This is a genomic window from Pseudoalteromonas sp. TAB23, from assembly GCF_000498075.1.
Lineage (GTDB): Bacteria > Pseudomonadota > Gammaproteobacteria > Enterobacterales > Alteromonadaceae > Pseudoalteromonas > Pseudoalteromonas arctica.
This window is the reverse complement of record NZ_AUTP01000313.1, coordinates 101267-121362: the sequence shown is the minus strand read 5'-3', so window position 1 is coordinate 121362 and position 20096 is coordinate 101267. Positions and strand designations below refer to the sequence as shown.

The following is a 20096-nucleotide window of genomic DNA, read 5'->3' as shown; positions in this document are numbered from 1 at the left end:
AGGATGGCTTGTAACTTAAGCCATCCTTGCCATAACACTTTCACAGATGCACGCCCTGTGCGCTTGGTATCTTTCCAGCCTCCTAACTTTGCCAGTTCCTGATACGCCCATGACATATTTGGAGCAGTTTCAGGCAATGGTGTTTTTATTCTCTTTAACCACAATAACTTCCATGCTTTGGGAGATAACAGTTGTTCACAACTTGGAGAATCAGGCTGCTCATTGGTGAACTTTAGTTGCAATATTCGCGTCGCAATAAAGCCATTAATCGTCACCAATCTTTCCATGTTATCTTGGCTTTGAAGGCGTAAACTTTCGATATCCGTGCCATCACTTTTCCAGACTTTATGGTATTCCTCTACAAGCCAACGGTGCTCATAGTAGGTGATGATAGCTAAGGCGTCTTCTTTGCTGGTGACTGGTTCACTGGTTAATAGGTGCCAGCTTAAGCCGTTCTCAGCGTTTCCTCGCTCTGCACAGCCGACATAGTAAACTGGTAGGGAGCGTCCTTTCTTATTGTAAGGCGCTTTGAGTGTCACTGGCGCATAGGTGATATCCAGTGTTGCGCTTCGGGCTTTTCTTCCTCCTTTTTGTGCAATGTGGATGTGTTTGGTGCCTGCACTCATCAGCTCGCTTGCGAACGCATAGAGCTTATCCTCACCTTCTTCAATATGACGACTTTGCATCGAGCGTACGACGAATCGTTGCTGCTCGGTCAGTTTATACTGCAAGTATTCGTAGATGTCCGCTTCGCGGTCACACACCGATATCACGTTCGCCATTTGTCCTTGCAGCCGCTCTGCCATCGCTCGTGACGCTGACTCCCACTTGTAACTTTCTTTTTCTTCGTAAGAAGTCGTCGCGTGTTTTTCTCTTTTTCCAATCGTGTTGATATCACGACTCCAGCGAGACTGTTCAATTAATCCCACAACTTGCTTTGTGTCTGGCGCAAACAGTAATACGCTATGAGCTAACAAGCCTCGTTGTTTTGCTCCTCGTCCGACATGACCCAAATCATCTCGAATGGAGGAATGTTTATAAATTAGTGTGGTCGTGTCTTCTAATGCGAGCAATAAGTTATGACTTTTTGCTTGTTCAACCGTGGCTTTAAAGCCTGACTCTGCTATAGCCGTTGCGTCAATATTCTCGTTGCGAATAAAGCGGTAGGCACCTTCCATATCNGGCGGGGGATTGAGTGATGTTCACAAGTGGTTTTCCTGGTTCATTTGCAAGCGTTGATGCTAACTTTACCAGACGCGCTGTTCTTCTTGGATCACCTAAGTCCGATTTACCGAATTGTTGTTTTGCCCAATGAGTATGTTCGTTAATCATAATGTGCCCTCAAACAAGATTTGAAGATCTGATCATGACATTGAGATTTAGTTCAAAAAAATCCCCGCTAATTTCTTAGCAGGGATTTGTGTATAAGAGACAGCTTACTAAGCGCCTTTTTGTTTATTTAGTTCTTTTATTTAGTCTTCGTGTTTGTTTTGCATGTTCACTAAGTTCAGTTAAACCTAATTGGTCGTAACTTTTTTCCATCATTTCAAGCGCCGGATCTAAGTAACTGCTTTGTGAGTAGTGTTCAACAACAAATTTGCCTCTATTAGCTGCAGCTAAATAAGCTTCACGCTCATAGTAGTAAGTGGCTACTTTTAATTCATAACGTGCCATACGGTTTAAAAGCCACACTAGACGACGTTTCGCTTCAGGCGCGTAATCACTTTTTGGAAAACGTTTTACTAATGTCGATAAATCAGTAAATGCAACGCGTGTACGGTTAGCATCACGGTCAGCTCTATCTACACCAAAGTATTCTTGGAACGCATTTTTATCTGCTTTAATGTTCACTAAACCACGCATGTAATACATGTAATCAAGGTCTTTATGATTTGGGTTTAAGCGAATAAAGCGGTCAATGGTTGCAAGTGCTTGTTCGGTATTACCTGATTGGTAATGCGCATACACTAAGTCCATTTGTACTTGTTTAGAGAATGGGCCAAACGGGTAGCGAGAATCTATTGCACTCAAAAGTTCAATTGCGCGAGCATATAAACCAGAATCTAGTGTTTCTTTTGCATCTTCATATAAAGCGTGTGCAGATTTATTCGGTACACGTTGAATGTCTTCTTGGTCTGGAGCAGACGAACAAGCGCCTAAACTAAGTACAGAAACTGAAAAAACAATGGCAAATGCACGTTTCCCTATTTTATTTATCATTTTATTTGTTACCTTCGATGTCTTCGGCTAGGCCAAGTCGGTAAAACCGAGTAAACTATGCGTATTATATTATGCTTTTATTAAAAGCGATTCTAACCCAGTCGAGCAAAGCTTGCACTGGTAAATTGGGTAAAGTTACTAATGTCAGAGCAAATTTCTCTTCAAGCCGACGTTCCAACCGAATTAGGTGGTAAACGTCTAGACCAAGTATTAGCACAATTGTTCCCTGATTATTCACGTTCTCGTATAAAAACGTGGATATTGGATGATAAAATCACCGTAGACGGTGAAATTTTCAACACTCCACGCGAAAAGCTACTAGGTGGTGAAGTTGTAAGTGTTGAGACAACAATTGAAGCACCACGCGAATACGAAGCACAAGATATCAAATTAAACATTGTTTATGAAGATGATGATATTTTGGTAATTAATAAACCAATGGGCCTAGTGGTTCACCCTGGTGCGGGTAATCCTAATGGAACAGTGCTAAACGCATTACTACATTACTACCCTGAAATAATTAACGTACCACGCGCAGGTATTGTGCATCGTTTAGATAAAGACACGACCGGTTTAATGGTTGTAGCTAAAACGATTCCAGCACAAACGCACTTAGTAACAGCGCTACAAAAGCGTGAAAACTTTACGCGTGAATATGAAGCACTGTGTAATGGTACTATGACTGCAGGTGGTATGGTTGAAAAAGCGATTGGCCGCCATCCGACTCAGCGTACACATATGGCAGTACATGAACTGGGTAAACCGGCAATTACACATTACCGTGTTGCTGAAAAATTCCGTGCTCATACTCGTTTACGTCTGCGCTTAGAAACAGGTCGTACTCACCAGATTCGTGTGCATATGGCACATTTAAATCATCCACTAATTGGCGATCAATCTTATGGCGGCCGTCCGCGTCCACCTAAAGGTGCAACACCTGAGTTATTTGAGTTACTTCGTAGCTTTAGACGCCAAGCACTACATGCTGTAAAATTGAGCATTGCGCATCCAATCACGGGTGAAATGATGACATGGCAAGCACCTATCCCTGACGATATGGTTGCGATGACACATGCACTACGTGAAGATACTAAAGCTAATCCTGATATCGATAGATAATGCACTTATTGTCAGCGACATGGCAAAACCTTCATAAAGTAGGAACGTTAAGTACTACTTGTGGAGGTGGTGTTTCAAAAATCCCATTTAAAAGTTTTAATTTGGGATTCCATGTTGGTGATAATCAAAATCATGTATCAAAAAACCGCTCATTATTAACAAACCTTCTACCTAAACCTGCCGTGTGGCTAAATCAAATTCATAGCTCTAATGTTGTTATTGTTGATGAATATTTTGATTTTGATGAGTTACACGATGCTGATGCGCTTTATACTCAGTTATTAAATCAGCCTTTGGCTATAATGACCGCCGATTGCTTACCTATTTTATTAGTGAGTGATGATGAAAAAGAAATTGCAGCTATACATGGCGGCTGGCGAGGACTTGAGCAGGGAGTTATTGAAAATACATTAGAGTGCTTTAGTACAAAATATGAAAATATAAGTGCGTGGCTAGGGCCTGCAATTGGACCAAACCGATTTGAGGTTGGGGCTGAGGTGTTTGAGTTATTTCAAAAAAGGTCCCCTTTATTTATTCAAGCATTTACACTACAAACTAATGGCAAATATCTTGCTGATATTTATGGTATTGCGCGTACTCTACTTACCCAGCTAGGCGTTAAAAATATTAAAGGCGGCGACTATTGTACCGTCTCCCAAAGTGACTTATTTTTTTCTTATCGACGAGATGGACAAACTGGACGTATGGCAAGTTTGATCTGGCGCAAGTAATTAGTATCTTTAATCATTATATTTCCCCCTACACCTTGAACAAACACCTAAACATACCCATTAATTAAGCAATTAGATTATTTAATAGGTAACACCATGCGTTTAGATAGATTTACAAGTAAATTTCAATCTGCGCTTTCTGACGCGCAATCGCTAGCCCTTGGTCGCGATCATCAATTTATTGAACCCGTACATTTAATGTATTCATTGCTAAAGCAAAGTGGCTCTAGTGTACGCGCATTATTTGCACAAACGGGTGTCAGCGCTGACGAACTCAACACCAAGCTTTCACAAGAAATAGAAAAATTATTTAAAGTCGAAGGTGTCGGTGGTGACGTTCAGCTATCAAACAATATGGCATCACTTATTAATCTATGTGATAAGTACGCGCAAAAACGCAAAGACAAATATATTTCAAGTGAATTATTTGTACTGGCGGCATGCGATGATAAAGGTCCACTTGGCGATATATTTAGGTCGTTAAATATTACCTCGACTAAAATTGAAACCGCAATTAAAGCGATTCGCGGCGGCCAAAAAGTTGATGACCCAAATGCCGAAGAAACACGTCAAGCGCTTGAAAAGTTCACGATTGATCTAACTGAGCGAGCAGAGCAAGGTAAGCTTGACCCCGTTATTGGTCGCGATGACGAAATTCGCCGCACGATTCAGGTACTACAACGCCGCACTAAAAATAACCCTGTATTAATCGGTGAACCAGGTGTTGGTAAAACAGCAATTGCCGAGGGGTTAGCACAGCGTATTATTAATGGTGAAGTACCTGAAGGATTAAAAAATAAACGCGTACTATCACTTGATTTAGGGGCGTTAGTTGCGGGTGCTAAATACCGTGGCGAATTTGAAGAACGTTTAAAATCAGTATTAAACGAATTGGCTAAAGAAGAAGGCCAAGTCATTTTATTTATTGATGAAATACATACTATTGTAGGTGCAGGAAAAAGTGACGGTGCCATGGATGCAGGCAATATGTTAAAGCCAGCATTAGCACGCGGTGAATTACACTGTGTTGGCGCAACCACGCTTGATGAATACCGTAAATATATAGAAAAAGACGCAGCTCTTGAGCGTCGATTCCAAAAGGTACTTATTGAAGAGCCATCTGTTGAAGATACCATTGCAATATTACGTGGCTTAAAAGAGCGATATGAGTTACATCATTCAGTAGAAATTACTGACCCCGCGATTGTTGCTGCGGCGCAGTTATCTCATCGTTACATTAGTGACCGTCAGTTACCCGATAAAGCGATTGATTTAATAGATGAAGCGGGTTCTTCAATTCGATTACAAATTGACTCCAAACCAGAATCGTTAGACAAGCTTGAACGCCGTATCATCCAGCTAAAGTTAGAAGATAATGCGCTAGCGAAAGAAAAAGACGAAGCAAGTCAAAAACGCCGAGCTGAAATGCAAGAGTTGATCACCGACCTTGATGGGCAATATCGTGAGCTAGACGAGATATGGAATGCTGAAAAAGCATCACTTCAAGGCACGCAAGTAATTAAAGCCGAGCTTGAACAAGCAAGATTAGATTTAGATGTAGCGCGAAGAGCAAGTGATTTACAGCGTATGTCAGAGCTGCAATATGGGCGAATTCCAGAACTTGAACGAAAACTTGATTTAGCCTCACAAGCCGAAATGCAAGAAATGACTCTGCTTAAAAACCAAGTAGGTGAGGATGAAATTGCTGAAATACTGTCTCGCTGGACAGGAATTCCTGTTGCAAGAATGCTACAAGGTGAGCGTGAAAAGCTGCTGCAAATGGAAGATAAGTTACACAGTAAAGTAATAGGGCAAGATGAAGCGGTTGTTGCTGTTTCTAACGCAATACGACGCTCACGTGCAGGGCTTGCAGATCCTAATCGTCCTATTGGTTCTTTCTTATTTTTAGGTCCAACTGGTGTGGGTAAAACCGAGCTGACAAAAGCACTGGCTGGTTTTATGTTTGATACCGAAGATGCCATGGTGCGTATCGACATGTCTGAGTTTATGGAAAAACATTCAGTCGCACGTCTAGTAGGGGCTCCTCCAGGTTACGTGGGTTACGAAGAGGGCGGTTATTTAACAGAAGCTGTTCGTCGTAAACCTTACTCAGTGATATTGCTTGATGAAATAGAAAAGGCGCATCCTGATGTGTTTAATATTTTACTGCAAGTATTAGATGATGGCCGATTAACTGACGGGCAGGGTAGAACCGTTGATTTTAAAAATACCGTTATTATCATGACCTCAAATCTAGGCTCAGATATTATCCAAGAGCAAGCGGGTAATAATGATTACACGACCCTTAAAGCTAAAGTAATGGAAGTATTAATTAATGAGTTTAGGCCTGAATTTATTAACCGTATAGACGAGACTGTCGTGTTCCACCCGTTAGCAAACGAGCATATAAAAGAAATAGCTGATATTCAGTTAATGAAATTACGTGAGCGTTTAACTGAGATGGGATATCTGCTTGAAATAAGCGATGCTGCTCTTGAGCGAATTGCAGAAAGTGGGTTTGATCCTGTCTACGGTGCACGTCCGCTTAAGCGTGCTATTCAACAAACGATTGAAAACCCGCTGGCACAAAAGTTACTCAATGGAGACTACTTACCAGGTTGCGTGATCGTTATTGATGCAAATGACGACTCTCTGGTATTTTCCAAGCGTTAATTGTAAATAATTAAACTCAAAAGCCGCTAAAATAGCGGCTTTTTTATGTTTGTTAAACTTTAAAAGTTAGTAATAAATCGTTCACCCTACGTGAACCTTCAACAAGTTCAGCTGCTCCTTTTGCCACATTAAAGCTTAAGCTTAAGTTGTTATCTCCAAAGTCTTTAATTTGCGAAACATTATTACTAATATCATTACTAACCATTTGTTGCTCTTCTGCAGCAGATGATATTTGTATTGCTAAATGAGATATTTCACTGATTTGGATAAAAATCCCCTCTAATTCAACTTGAGTTTTATCGGTTGTCAGCACACAATTATCGGCTTGTGCTTTAGTGCTTTGCATTACTTTAGACCAGCTAAATAAAGTATCTTGTATTTCTTTAATAGAACTGTGGATTTGTGTTGTAGCATTTTGAGTACGTGACGAAAGGGTCCTTACCTCGTCGGCTACTACAGCAAAGCCTCGACCATGCTCTCCCGCTCTAGCTGCTTCAATCGCTGCATTAAGGGCAAGTAAGTTAGTTTGATCGGCAATTCCCTCTATTTCACTCATTACTTTACCAATCTTATCTGCTTCAGAGGCTAAGCTGGTGGCTGTGGTTGCAGCCTTTTCTACTTGAAAAGCTAAATCAGATACCATTTTACTATTATCTGCAATATGGTCTTTTATTTCAGAGCAACTTTGATGGGTGTTATTCACTTTATCAGCTGTTTGAGCGGTATTTACTGATATTTCACCAATGGTAGAGCTCATTTGAGTCATCGCTGATGCAATTTGTTCTAAACGCTCACCTTGCGAAGCAATACCTTTTTCAGTAAGCGTAGATTGTTTATCTAGATCAGTTGCGATGCCATTAAAGCTTAATGTGGAGTCTTTCATACGGCCAAGAACCGTGCGCAATTTTGCGCTTAGCATTTGCTCTCTATAATCACTTACGCTATGCGGTGTATGGCCGCTGTAAATATAGCGAGAGATTGAATCGGCTTTTGCTTTTTGTTCGCGTAATATTTTAGGGGTAACAATCAGTTCGTCATAATTTAGCGCAATAACTAAGGCGCACATCAATAGGCTAATTACAGCTAAAGAGATTGATCCCGTAACAGCAATAAAAATCAGCCAAAGTAATAGGCATATAAAAGTAATGCCTTGTCTTATTGTGGTGTGTTCTCGTAGTTTAAATGATGACTTATTGGCATTTATTTTGTTGTAAAGAGCGTGTGCACGTTGCTTAAGTTGAGAGCTTGCTTTAGTTCTTACTGATTGATAACCAACAAGTCGGCTATGCTCAAAAATAGGGGTTACAAAGGCATCTACCCAATAATAACGGCCATCTTTACAGCGGTTTTTAACCATGCCGCGCCACGAGTGCTCTTGTTTTAATGTTGCCCACATTTCTTTAAAGGCCGCTTTTGGCATATCAGGGTGACGAACAATATTATGATGCTGACCGATAAGCTCTTGTGCGCTATAACCTGCTACAGAGCAAAACTCTTGATTGACGTATGTTATTACACCCTTGAGGTCGGTAGTAGAAACAAGCTCTTGTGACTCATCAAAGTATACTTCTTCATTTTTTAAGCTTTTATCATTGTGCATTATGTTTATTATCATCCTTTATTGTTGCTGTCATTATATTGGTTACACACTACAAAGCAAAAAATAGCGTCTTTCCTTTTATGCTCATAAGGCAAATAATTGTTTTTATTGATCTAGATCAAATTTAAATATCGAGTAGCTAAATTGAACTCATTTTAAATAAGTTCCGGTCTATTATTTTAGGCTTATATTTTGCGTATTTAATTTATACTTAAATACGCATTTAAAGCATTTGTATAATGCCCAGAGCAATGGCAATATTACGACTTAATATAATGATGTTGGTCATATTGAGCGCATGTATAGAGTGGGTAAATAATTATTAACTTAGAGAAATTATATTGTTCTTAGCAATTTATACCAGTTGCATTAAATAAGTGATCTATTATAGCGCTAAGAAAATAGCACAATAACAAGGCAAAAATTATGACATGTAGTTGTTCTATATGAATAATTTTTAACGCAGTGAGTGCGCTATTTAATGCGATAGAATGATCATATTTTCAATAAAATTGGTATTAATCTTGAGTCTAAGTAATTAGCCCCCATAACCTTATGATTAAGCCACGTGGCCCGAGGAAAGATTTTTTGACAACACATGATTTAGCTAACGCACTTGAAGCGTTATCAGTAAATGAGCACCAACATGCAGTTAAAGGCATTAAACGTGGCATAGAGCGAGAGTCGCTAAGAATACAAGATAATGGTGTTATATCACCTCAAGGTCACCCAAAAGGTGTGGGCAGTGCGTTAACTAACGGCCATATTACAACTGATTTTTCTGAGTCTTTACTTGAATTTATTACTCCAGTTAGTGAATCGTCAACGCAAACGCTTAAGCAATTAAAAGACCTTCAAAAGTTCACTCTAGAAAAAATGGGCGATGAACTACTTTGGCCCATTAGTATGCCGTGTTTTATTGAGCACCAAGACGATATAGTGCTAGCTCAATTTGGTAGTTCAAATACTGGTCAAATGAAAACACTATACCGTGAAGGATTAAAAAATCGCTACGGTAGTATGATGCAAGCAATTGCGGGTGTTCACTTTAATATTTCATTCCCAGATACGCTTTGGCAGTCACTTCATTCTTTACAAAAAAGCAATGCAAGCCTTCAAGATTTTATTTCAGAAGGTTACTTATCCCTTATTCGTAACTTTAAACGCGAACTATGGCTAATAAGTTACATGTTTGGCGCATCGCCAGCATTGTGTAACTCATTTTTGCAAGGTCGAAAAACTGACTTACCATTTAAAAAACTAGGTAAAGGCACGCTTTACTTAGAAGTTGGTACAGCACTGCGTTTAGGTAATTTAGGTTATACAAATAGCGCTCAGTCGTCACTACGCGTAATGTATAACTCGTTAGATGAATATGTAGCGGGCCTTAAAAAAGCAATCAACACACCATCAGAAATTTATGGTGATCTTGATGACTACAAGAGTGAAAACCCTAAGCAGTTAAATAAAAATATTCTGCAGATTGAAAACGAATTTTACTCGCCAATTCGTCCTAAGCGTAATGCGAAAAGTGGCGAAACGCCAACGGATGCATTGCTTCGAGCAGGCATTGAATACGTAGAAATTCGCGCATTAGACGTTAACCCGTTTAGCGAAGTTGGTATTGATATTGAGCAAATTCACTTTTTAGATGTGTTTTTAACGTATTGTTTATTAAAAGATTCAGCTCCAATGGATTGGAAAGAACAAGCACGTAGTACTGAAAATCTCGACACAGTAGTAAACCAAGGTCGAGAAGAAGGGCTAATGCTTAACTTTAATAACACACAGCGTAGCCTTCAGTCGTGGGGCGATGAAATATTTACCCAGCTTACTGATGTCGCTAAATGGATGGATAATGCTTATGGTGTTAACTATTACTCAGATACTATAAAGCGCATGGCAACGTGGATACATTATCCAGAGCTTACTTACTCTGGACGTTACGTGTCACAATTGAAAGAGTCTGGTTTAGACAACGGCCACTTTGCACTAGCATTGGCTNAAATATAAGCAAAGCCACGCAGACACTGACTACAGCGAGTTTTTAAAGCCTTGGCTGGAACAACAAGTTGTAGAGTCTAACGAAGCACAAGCTGCAATTGAGCAAGCAGATACCCAGTCATTTACCGCGTTTTTAGATGCGTATTTTGACGGTAAATAACCTTGGTATTTAGCAAAATTTAAGCAAAAAAACGCAGCCTAAGTTGGCTGCGTAAATATATTCAGGGATGAATTAATGCTGTACTGCTGCATTCATTGAGTCAGACCCACACTTTTTAAAAAAGTTCTGTGAGATCTTAGAAAAATGAAAAAAAATGCAATTATCCTATCTCTCGCCATTACTTTAGCCGGTTGTGCTACAGCGCCTCCAAAGCAACCTAACGATTTATGTAAAATTTTTGAAGAAAAGCCAGATTGGTATTTCGACGCAAAAGATGCACAAGAAAAATGGGGTTCTCCCAAGCATGTACTCATGAGTATGATGTACCAAGAAAGCTCATTTAAGCATGATGCCGCTCCGCCTATGGAGTACTTCTTATGGATAATTCCTACCGGTCGCGCAAGTGATGCCTATGGTTACTCGCAAGCTAAAACACCAACATGGTCTGATTATATTCGTGAAACAGGCAACAACGGTGCTGATAGAGACGACTTTGACGATGCAATCGACTTTATGGCGTGGTTTGTTTATAAAACCCATAAAGTAAATAAAATATCTAAATGGGATGCTTACGCACAATACCTTAATTATCATGAAGGCTGGGGTGGTTATAAGCGTGGCACGTACAAAAAGAAAAAGTGGCTAATGGGTGTTGCGAACAAAGTTAAGCACAGAGCNGAGCCGCTATGGCGCTCAATTAAAACACTGCGAAGAAGAGCTTGATAAAGGTTGGTTTGAACGTCTTATATTTGGCTAGATAGTTATTAATGGATATAAAAAAGGAGCCAATTGGCTCCTTTTTTATTTAGCGAGAACGCTTATTCGGCAGTATCTTCACTTGTTTTATCATATTTTCTTTTACTTCGAGTACTTCAATAGGATATCCCGCGATACGCAAACTAATATTTGCATCAGGAATATTCTCCAAGTATTCAACAATTAAACCACTCAAAGTTTTAGGTCCATCGAGCGGGAAATCCCAACCCATTTCTTTATTTAAATCGCGTACGTTAGCGCCGCCATCCACAATACATGAGCCATCAGTTTGTGTTTCTACTTCTTCGCTCGGCGTACGAGTTTGCGTAGTTGTAAAATCGCCAACAACTTCTTCTAAAATATCTTCTAGGGTCACTAGGCCTTGGATGTCGCCATACTCATCTACCACTAAGCCTATGCGTTCTTTAGATTGCTGAAACTTTAATAGCTGAGTATTTAGTGATGTTCCTTCAGGGATAAAGTAAATTTCACGTACAGCTCGTAGCAAAGATGGTTTATCAAATTGCTCTTTTGTAAGTAAACGAAGCGCATCACGTGAGTGAATAAAACCTACTGCATCATCTATATTATCGCGATACAACAACACACGAGTATGTTGTGCATGGGTAAGCTGGCGACTAATTAGTTTCCAATCGTCATTTATATCAATGGCCACAATTTCGTTTCGTGGGATCATAATATCTTCAACGGTTACTTGTTCTAAATCTAAAATTGAAGTCAGCATACTTTGATGACGAGCAGGAATAAGTGCGCCTGACTCATTGAGTACTGTTTTTAATTCTTCTTTACTCATGCTGTGTTCGTCGATTTGAGCAGCACTAATACCAAATAACCGCAGTATACCGTTTGTCATCCAGTTAATAACCACGACAAAAGGAAACATTATTTTAAGTAGCCCTTTTAAAATAATAGAGCTTGGAAAGGCAACTTTTTCAGGATAAAGAGCAGCAAGGGTTTTAGGGGTTACTTCAGCAAATATAAGCACGACTAAAGTTAACACACCTGTAGCTATTGCAATACCGAGGTCACCATAAAGACGAATACCTATAATGGTTGCAACTTGGGCTGCTGCAATATTAACAAGGTTATTACCGATTAAGATTAAACCGATGAGCCTATCTGGACGGCTAAGTAATTTACTGACTCGTTTAGCTGCACGATGATCCTCTTTAGCGAGGTGTCGCAGGCGTATACGATTGATTGACATAATTCCGGTTTCTGAACCAGAAAAATAAGCAGAAAAAAGCACCAAAAAACCTAAAATGATAAATAGGGTACTTGTCGATATGTCGTCCAACGATGGATCCTTTTCTTATAAATCAATGCGTATTAAGCTAGAGTGAGCAAGCAGAGTCAAGTTAAAACTTATTTAGTATCACTTCTTGTATGAAACGGCTGCCAAAATAAGCGAGTGTGAGGACAAATGCAGCGACCATGATTGTAATAACCACCGGTTTACCGCGCCAACCCTTTTTCATATGCCCGATAGCTACAACGGTAAAAATAGCCCACGCAACTAACGATAATATTGTTTTATGAATGAACTCTTTAGCGAACATTCCATCAAGAAATACAAACCCTGAAAGTAATGCAAATGTGAGTAATATAGTGCCTAAATTAAGAAGTTGGTAAAGCTGGCGCTCCACAACCATTAAAGGCGGAAGATGGCTATGCACAATTGCTAAATCTTTACGTTTTAAACGTTTATCAATAAAGTAAAACTGTACACCATATAAAGTGGCGATAATTAAAATACAGTAGGCTAACAAAGATAAAGAGATGTGCGTTACTAAACCCACCTCAATATTAATACTTTGCAATAAAATATGATGAGGAATAAATAAACTGGCAATGGTTAGTAAGGCACCAAAACCATAAACAACGGGCAACAATAAAGTTGCAGGGAATTTTAGCGAGACAGCCGTCACCGAGACCACAATCACCCAGCACGTCAAAAGAGCGACGTTTACGATACTTAAATCTTGACCGTCGGCTCTAAAAACAGAGTTAACTAATAGCAGCATGTGCGCCACTATAGCAACCGTGCTTAAAATAACGGTTACTTTTTGGCTAGGGCCTTGTTGATGAAACAGCCGTGAAAGCACGTGAGACGTTGCTAACACATAAAATAAACTGGCAATAATAGTTAAACTAATAATCAGCATTGTGCTTGGGCCACTTAATTTGAGACAAAATAATCCTTGTTGTTATACAGCCATTGTATTTTATAGCAAAGCAAATGCATAGACCTTAAAAAAAGAAACTCATCAAGGTGCACTTGAACACTATATTGTAAGACGCCATATACGGTATACTACTTTTAATTGAAACTTAATAAGTCAATCTAGGTTAATTGAAAAATCAAATTAATCATAAATATAAATGGATTGATATAAACGTCTTATCGGAACCGTTACATGTTTGAGAACCTCCAAGAACGATTAGGTAAAACCTTAAAAAATATCAGTGGCCGTGGCCGTCTGACGGAAGACAACATAAAAGACACACTTCGCGAAGTGCGTATGGCATTTTTAGAAGCCGATGTGGCATTGCCTGTTGTTCGCGACTTTGTAAAACAAGTTAAAGAACGCGCAGTTGGGGTTGAAGTTACAAAAAGCTTAAGCCCAGGCCAAGTATTTATAAAAATAGTGCGTGAAGAACTAGAAAAAGCAATGGGCGAGGCTAATGAAGAGCTAAGTCTAAATGCGCAACCGCCAGCCGTTGTAATGGTAGCGGGTCTACAAGGTGCGGGTAAAACCACCAGTGTAGCTAAGCTTGCTAAGTTTTTAAAAGAGCGAAAAAAGAAATCCGTACTTGTAGTAAGTGCCGATGTTTATCGCCCTGCGGCTATTAAACAGCTAGAAACGCTTGCAGCAGAAGTTGATGTTGATTTCTTCCCAAGTGATATTTCGCAAAAGCCAGTTGATATTGCAACCGCTGCAATTTCTCATGCTAAAAAGAAATTTATAGATGTAGTACTTGTTGATACTGCAGGTCGTCTACATGTTGATAGCAACATGATGGATGAAATTAAAGATCTTCACAAAGCAATCAATCCAATTGAAACCTTGTTCGTTGTTGATGCAATGACAGGTCAAGATGCGGCGAATACAGCTAAAGCATTCGACGAAGCATTACCACTTACCGGTGTTATATTAACAAAAACTGATGGTGATGCGCGTGGTGGTGCTGCTTTATCTATTCGTCACATCACTGGCAAGCCTATTAAGTTTATGGGTGTGGGTGAGCGCACTGACGCACTTGAACCTTTCCACCCAGACCGTATAGCGTCGCGTATTTTAGGCATGGGTGACGTACTTTCATTAATCGAAGAAGTCGAGATGAAAGTAGATAAAGAGCAAGCTGCTAGAGTTGCTGAAAAAGTATTTAAAGGCGCAGGTTTTACTCTTGATGATTTTGCTGACCAATTAAAGCAAATGAAAAGCATGGGTGGCATGATGTCAATGCTTGATAAGCTCCCTGGTATGTCTAACTTACCAGATGCTGTTAAAGGTCAAATGGGTGATAAAACATTTATTCAAATGGAAGCTATTATTAGCTCTATGACTAAAAAAGAGCGTGCACGCCCAGAAATCATTAAAGGTTCGCGTAAAAAACGCATAGCAGCTGGCTCTGGTACACAAGTACAAGAGATTAATAAGTTGCTTAAGCAGTTTACGCAAATGCAAAAAATGATGAAAAAAATGAAAGGTAAAGGCGGTATGACTAAAATGATGCGCGGTATGAAAGGCATGTTACCACCTGGAATGATGGGCGGCGGCGGTCCTAAATTTTAAAAAGTACCATTAAGTTACTTTTTAAAATAATAGCGAATCATATTTAAAGGAGCAAATAGCTCCTTTTTTGTTGAATAAATTATGCATGTAATACACCTTTAACTCTTATTTGTCGTTGAGATCACGGTTTAACCTACTAAACTGCCTTTTTGGTTCACTTCTTACTTGCGTTATTGCCAAAAACTCGTACAATTCCCCAGCTCCCCATTCTGGGGAGTAAATCTTATTAATGAAAACAGTCAATCTTTATAGAGGACGGTATGGTAACTATTCGTTTGCAACGTGGTGGCGCTAAAAAACGCCCTTTCTATCAAATTGTGGTTGCGGATAGCCGTTTCTCGCGTGACGGTCGCTTCATCGAGAAAGTAGGCTTTTTTAACCCAATTGCTTCAGGTCAAGAAGAAAAAATTCGTTTAGATTTACCACGTGTTGAACACTGGGTAGGTCAGGGCGCATCTCTTTCAGATCGCGTAGCTAAGTTAGTAAAAGACGCTCGTAAAGCGGCTTAATAGGCGTAAGTGTAACCATGAGTCAAGAGAACACCTCATCAATAATTGTCGTAGGAAAGCTCGGTGCCCCATATGGTATAAAGGGCTGGCTTAAGGTACATTCATTTACTGATGATCCCGTAGGGATCTTCGATTTCAGCCCGTGGTTGATAGGGCAGCAAGGTAAATGGCAGTCCTTAGAAGTGGTCGACTGGCGTCGCCACAACAAAGGCTTTATCGCTAAATTTGCGCAGGTAAACGACCGAGACGAAGCAATGGCTTATACCCATGCTGAAATTTCAATGGATGCAGCGCATTTACCAGAACTCCCGCAAGGTGAGTTCTATTGGCGAGATCTCATTGGCATGTCTGTTGTAACCGATAAAGGTTATAGCTTAGGCATTGTTGATGACCTGATGGAGACAGGATCAAATGACGTACTGGTTGTTAAAGCAAACAGTAAAGACGCATTTGGTCAAGCTGAGCGTTTGATTCCTTTTTTAACTGATTCAGTTATTAAAGAAGTTAAATACGATGCAAGAGAAATTACCGTAGACTGGGATCCTGGTTTTTAATGACGCAAACTAGTTCATTATGGGTAGGGGTGATAAGCCTTTTTCCAGACATGTTTGACGCTATTACAGACCAAGGTGTTACCGGTCGCGCAGTAAAAAATGGCTTAATTGATTTTAACTGCTGGAATCCGCGAGACTACGCTTTAGATAAGCATAGAACCGTAGATGACCGTCCTTACGGGGGCGGACCTGGTATGTTAATGATGGTTGAGCCATTAAAAAAAGCGATTGCCGAAGCTAAAAAAGCAGCTGGTGATGGTGCTAAAGTAATTTATATGTCCCCGCAAGGGCGCAAACTTGATCAGCAAGGTGCTAGCGAACTCGCTAACTCTAAAAAACTGATTTTGATTGCCGGTCGCTATGAAGGTATAGATGAGAGAATAATAGAATCATATGTTGACGAAGAATGGTCAATTGGTGATTTTATTTTGAGTGGTGGTGAACTACCTGCCATGACATTAATTGACGCAGTAGCGCGATTAGTGCCAGGTGTGTTAGGTCATAACCAGTCAGCAGAACAAGATTCGTTTTCGGATGGCTTGTTAGATTGTCCACACTATACACGACCAGAAACATTGGACGACAAACAGGTTCCTGCTGTATTACTCAGTGGTAACCACCAAGAGATAGCAAAATGGCGGCTTATGCAGTCATTAGGCAGAACTTGGTTACGACGTCCTGACTTGTTGCATAACCTAGCTCTGACTGAGGAGCAAGCGGTATTACTCGCGAAATTTCAGCAAGAGTACCAAAAAGCTTGTGGCTAGAAGACAGTTACACCTAGGAAAGTGAGAAACATAATGGCAAAAGTAAACCAAAATATTATTAAAGCGCTTGAAGATGAGCAGCTTAAAACAGACGTACCTGCATTTGGCCCTGGTGATACAGTGGTTGTACAGGTAAAAGTAAAAGAAGGTGCTAAAGAGCGTCTACAGGCCTTTGAAGGTGTTGTAATCGCTAAGCGTAATCGTGGTCTTCACTCAGCATTCACAGTTCGTAAAATCTCGAACGGTGAAGGCGTTGAGCGTGTATTCCAAACGCACAGCCCTCTTATTGATAGCGTAACAGTTAAGCGTCGCGGTGCAGTTCGCCGTGCTAAGCTTTACTATCTACGTGAGCGTTCTGGTAAATCTGCACGTATTAGAGAAAAACTTAACTAATACGCGCTGTTTATCAACGCAAAAAAACGGGTTGCATCCTTCGGGTTGCAACCCGTTTTGGTTTTAGAATATTATTTCTCAATTCTCAATTCTCAATTCTCAATTCTCAATTCTCAATTCTCAATTCCTCATTAGTAAAATTTCCGCTTTAGCCTTTTCTCAGTTAGCTGATCCTGTTAGTATTTATCGTATTGATTAGTTTACTTTTATGTAAATTTATATTTACGTTATTTGGTTTTTTAAGGTGGGACGAACGTGGCTGACATAAGTGATTTAGCACAGCTAAGAGAAGGTATAGATGAATGCGATGCACAACTTGTTGCCTTACTCGCTAAACGTAATGGTATTACGCAAAAAATTGGTGAGATAAAACAACAAACAGGCGCACCTTTACATGCACCTGCCCGTGAAGCAGAGCTATTAGCGGCAAGACGACAAGAAGCAATAAATCAAAATGTAAGCCCAGATCTCGTTGAAGATATACTTAGACGCATGATGCGAGAAGCCTATCAAAACCAACAAGCAAAACTTGCATGCGCAGCGCCAGAGCTTTCGCCAATTGTAATTGTGGGTGGTCAAGGCGCCATGGGCCAGTTATTTGTACAGCAGTTTATTCGCTCAGGTTACGAAGTTAAAATTTTAGATAAAGATCAGCAAAACGATGCGAAAAGTATTTTAAAAGGTGCCAAGCTGGTAATGATTAGCGTACCTATTAATGCATTGGACGTTGTCGTTGCTAAGTTACCTAAACTAGATGATGACTGTTTACTTGTAGATATTACATCGGTAAAGCAATCGCCTATTAAAGCACTAAAAGCTGCGCATAGTGGCCCTGTGGTTGGTTTACATCCTATGTTTGGGCCTGATATATCACACTGGGTAAAACAAACAGTCGTTGTATGTGAAGGACGAGAGCACCAAGCGGCAAAAGGCTTGCTACAACAGTTACAAGTATGGGGTTGTCAGCTTGTTGAGCTTGATGCTAAAAAGCATGATGAAGCAATGCAAATTATTCAGGTAATGCGCCATTTAACGACATTTGTGTACGGACAATTTCTAGCAAAACAAAGTCATACACTAGAAGAATTACGTAGCTGCTCGTCACCTATATATCAATTAGAACTGATGATGGTAGGGCGTTTATTTGCACAGTCGCCTGAGCTGTACTCAGATATTATGCTAGCACAATTCGATGATGTAGAAACCTTACTTGCACAGTACCAAGATACCTTTGCAAGTACATTAGCAAAATTAAAAGCGGGAGATAAAGCCGCGCTTATTGATTCTTTTGCTGAGGCGAAAGTTTACTTTTCTGACTCGACAGAACACTTTTTAACGCAAAGCCGAAGCTTATTAAATAAAGCGAATGATTCAAAAGTTTTAGATTAATATTTGTTATACCGTTTGCTTAAGTGGGGATTTAATTCGTTAAATTGCTAAAATATTTATGCAGACTGGTACTAGTTAACGAAAAAGGGCCGATATCGGCCCTTTTTGATTTGTAAAATTGCTTATTAAGTATTAACGCTTACTGCCTGTAGTGACTCGCTTTGGTAGCATCCTAAAATACGTACATATTGGGTGTGCTCTTTAAGTTCTTCTAGCGCTTCTTTTACTTGGCTTTCAGCTAAGTTTGCTTCTAGGTCAACATAAAAAACTTCTTCCCACGGATTGCCCGGAGTAGGGCGAGATTCAAGTTTTACTAAATTAATCTTATGCTGCTTAAAAATCATTAACGCATCGGCTAGTGAGCCCGCTTGCTGTTTTGTCGACATGATCAAACTAGTTTTAGTTGGAATTTGGTTAGACACTTGTAGAGGCTTACGTGCAACAACAATAAAGCGACTATGGTTTTCGCTTTGATTAGCTAGGTTTAATTTAATAACCTCAAGCCCGACATTTTTCCCCGCTTGTGCAGAGCCAATTGCAGCACTGTATGGTGTGTTCAGAGCTGATTGTAGCGCGCTTGATGTTGAGTCACATGTTTCGTGTTGTAAATCACCTAAGCCCTGTAAAAAACGGCTGCACTGCGCAAATGGTTGTGGGTGTGCAAATATTTTTGTTAGTTGACTAAGTTCAGTATCAGGGTTGGCGAGTAAGCAATGCTCTACACTGTGAGTTACTTCTCCAACAATAGATACTTGCGCGTGCTGTAATAAGTCAAACACCTCGTTAATACTGCCAGAGCTTGTGTTTTCAATGGGTAATAAACCAAAATCAGCTTGTCCGTTTTCTACTTTACCTGTTATTTCGTCAAACGATGTACAGCCAATTTCAACTAATTTACCCGGGCGGCGGCTAAAATATTTATGGCATGCTAGTTGGCTATAAGAACCCTGACCACCTAAGTAAGTTACACGGTGTGTTTCACTAAGGGCATCTGGATTCAGGTTTTTTTGTAGCATTGCTTGTTGATGTAAAACAGAGTCTTCCAAAATAGTTTGAAAAACATTATTCACGTAGTAAGCATCTAAACCTAGTGATTTACCATAACCAATCAGTTTCTCTAAAAGTGCGAGTTCACGTGCTTCATCGCGAATTGGTTTGTTGTTAGCAATTTTGTACTCAACCACACCGTGGCTAATACGACGACGTTTAGCTAATAACACGAGTAAATCGGAGTCTATTTCATTTATATCGTGTCTTAGGGTATTTAAAACATCACTTGTCATTTTGGTATCCTCATTCCAAAAGTAAGCTGTTATTACACAGCAAAAACAAAAAAGCCTCCCGGTTGGGAGGCTTTACTATTCGATTGATTTTATCTCACAAACAGGGAAGCCTCTTCTATA

14 protein-coding genes, 3 pseudogenes and 1 other annotated feature (1 of these 18 cut by a window edge) are annotated in these 20096 nt (G+C 39.9%); of the genes and pseudogenes, 11 read left to right on the top strand and 6 right to left on the bottom strand.

Going from position 1 to position 20096, the window contains the following annotated elements; translation table 11 throughout:
- Together L654_RS01000000126505 and L654_RS0120555 are read right to left on the bottom strand one after the other, a co-directional pair.
- A pseudogene (locus L654_RS01000000126505) lies at positions 1-1332 on the bottom strand (IS4 family transposase); the annotation flags it as partial.
- A 123-nt stretch (positions 1333-1455) separates the two neighbouring features.
- Positions 1456-2220 carry an outer membrane protein assembly factor BamD gene (locus L654_RS0120555; protein WP_007581382.1) on the bottom strand — a complete coding sequence of 255 codons (765 nt, stop codon included), beginning with the start codon at positions 2218-2220 and terminating at the stop codon, positions 1456-1458.
- A gap of 141 nt (positions 2221-2361) precedes the next feature.
- Between L654_RS0120555 and rluD the strand changes: the two genes are divergently transcribed.
- The 3 genes from rluD (at position 2362) to clpB (ending at position 6743) form a co-directional block, all read left to right on the top strand.
- Positions 2362-3339, top strand: coding sequence for a 23S rRNA pseudouridine(1911/1915/1917) synthase RluD (rluD, locus tag L654_RS0120550; RefSeq protein WP_002962209.1), 978 nt, complete (start codon positions 2362-2364; stop codon positions 3337-3339).
- Positions 3339-4070, top strand: a complete 732-nt coding sequence (pgeF, locus tag L654_RS0120545; protein WP_024608934.1) for a peptidoglycan editing factor PgeF — start codon at positions 3339-3341, stop codon at positions 4068-4070. Before rluD ends, pgeF begins: the two co-directional genes overlap by 1 nt.
- 96 nt (positions 4071-4166) lie before the next feature.
- Complete coding sequence (gene clpB, locus L654_RS0120540; protein ID WP_007581388.1) at positions 4167-6743, top strand: ATP-dependent chaperone ClpB; 2577 nt, start codon at positions 4167-4169, stop codon at positions 6741-6743.
- Positions 6744-6795: 52 nt separating this feature from the next.
- Here clpB and L654_RS0120535 read toward each other — a convergent pair whose 3' ends face one another.
- A complete protein-coding gene (locus tag L654_RS0120535) occupies positions 6796-8343 on the bottom strand; it encodes a PAS domain-containing methyl-accepting chemotaxis protein (RefSeq protein WP_024608933.1) in 1548 nt (515 codons plus the stop codon).
- A 588-nt stretch (positions 8344-8931) separates the two neighbouring features.
- On the opposite strand from L654_RS0120535, the pseudogene gshA reads away from it, so the two are divergent.
- Both gshA and L654_RS01000000126495 read left to right on the top strand, forming a co-directional pair.
- Positions 8932-10507, top strand: a pseudogene (gene gshA, locus L654_RS01000000126500) (glutamate--cysteine ligase).
- A gap of 144 nt (positions 10508-10651) precedes the next feature.
- Positions 10652-11264: pseudogene (locus L654_RS01000000126495) on the top strand (transglycosylase SLT domain-containing protein).
- Between the two features lie 48 nt (positions 11265-11312).
- Here the strand turns inward: L654_RS01000000126495 and L654_RS0120520 are convergent.
- Positions 11313-12581 (bottom strand): CNNM domain-containing protein, encoded by a 1269-nt coding sequence (locus L654_RS0120520; RefSeq protein ID WP_007581396.1) that lies wholly within the window; start codon positions 12579-12581, stop codon positions 11313-11315.
- 61 nt (positions 12582-12642) lie between these two features.
- The gene (gene ccsA, locus L654_RS0120515) at positions 12643-13449 is read right to left on the bottom strand and encodes a cytochrome c biogenesis protein CcsA (RefSeq protein WP_024589411.1); all 807 of its coding nucleotides are present in this window, start codon (positions 13447-13449) and stop codon (positions 12643-12645) included.
- 252 nt (positions 13450-13701) lie between these two features.
- Here ccsA and ffh point away from each other — a divergent pair, with 252 nt between their 5' ends.
- From ffh to tyrA, 6 genes are all read left to right on the top strand, one after another.
- Positions 13702-15081, top strand: coding sequence for a signal recognition particle protein (ffh, locus tag L654_RS0120510; protein ID WP_007581399.1), 1380 nt, complete (start codon positions 13702-13704; stop codon positions 15079-15081).
- A 260-nt stretch (positions 15082-15341) separates the two neighbouring features.
- Positions 15342-15590, top strand: coding sequence for a 30S ribosomal protein S16 (gene rpsP / locus L654_RS0120505; protein WP_002962192.1), 249 nt, complete (start codon positions 15342-15344; stop codon positions 15588-15590).
- 17 nt (positions 15591-15607) lie between these two features.
- Positions 15608-16144 (top strand): ribosome maturation factor RimM, encoded by a 537-nt coding sequence (rimM, locus tag L654_RS0120500; protein WP_010554631.1) that lies wholly within the window; start codon positions 15608-15610, stop codon positions 16142-16144.
- Positions 16144-16911, top strand: coding sequence for a tRNA (guanosine(37)-N1)-methyltransferase TrmD (gene trmD / locus L654_RS0120495; protein WP_007581405.1), 768 nt, complete (start codon positions 16144-16146; stop codon positions 16909-16911). The genes rimM and trmD overlap by 1 nt, the downstream gene beginning before the upstream one ends.
- A 33-nt stretch (positions 16912-16944) precedes the next feature.
- Positions 16945-17304, top strand: a complete 360-nt coding sequence (rplS, locus tag L654_RS0120490) for a 50S ribosomal protein L19 (RefSeq protein ID WP_007581406.1) — start codon at positions 16945-16947, stop codon at positions 17302-17304.
- Between the two features lie 255 nt (positions 17305-17559).
- Positions 17560-18693 (top strand): bifunctional chorismate mutase/prephenate dehydrogenase, encoded by a 1134-nt coding sequence (gene tyrA / locus L654_RS0120485; protein WP_024608932.1) that lies wholly within the window; start codon positions 17560-17562, stop codon positions 18691-18693.
- Positions 18694-18818: 125 nt separating this feature from the next.
- On the opposite strand, the gene L654_RS0120480 is transcribed toward tyrA, so the two are convergent.
- A complete protein-coding gene (locus L654_RS0120480; protein ID WP_024608931.1) occupies positions 18819-19976 on the bottom strand; it encodes a chorismate mutase in 1158 nt (385 codons plus the stop codon).
- 44 nt (positions 19977-20020) lie between these two features.
- Positions 20021-20096, bottom strand: a sequence feature (Phe leader region) (it continues 42 nt past the right edge of the window).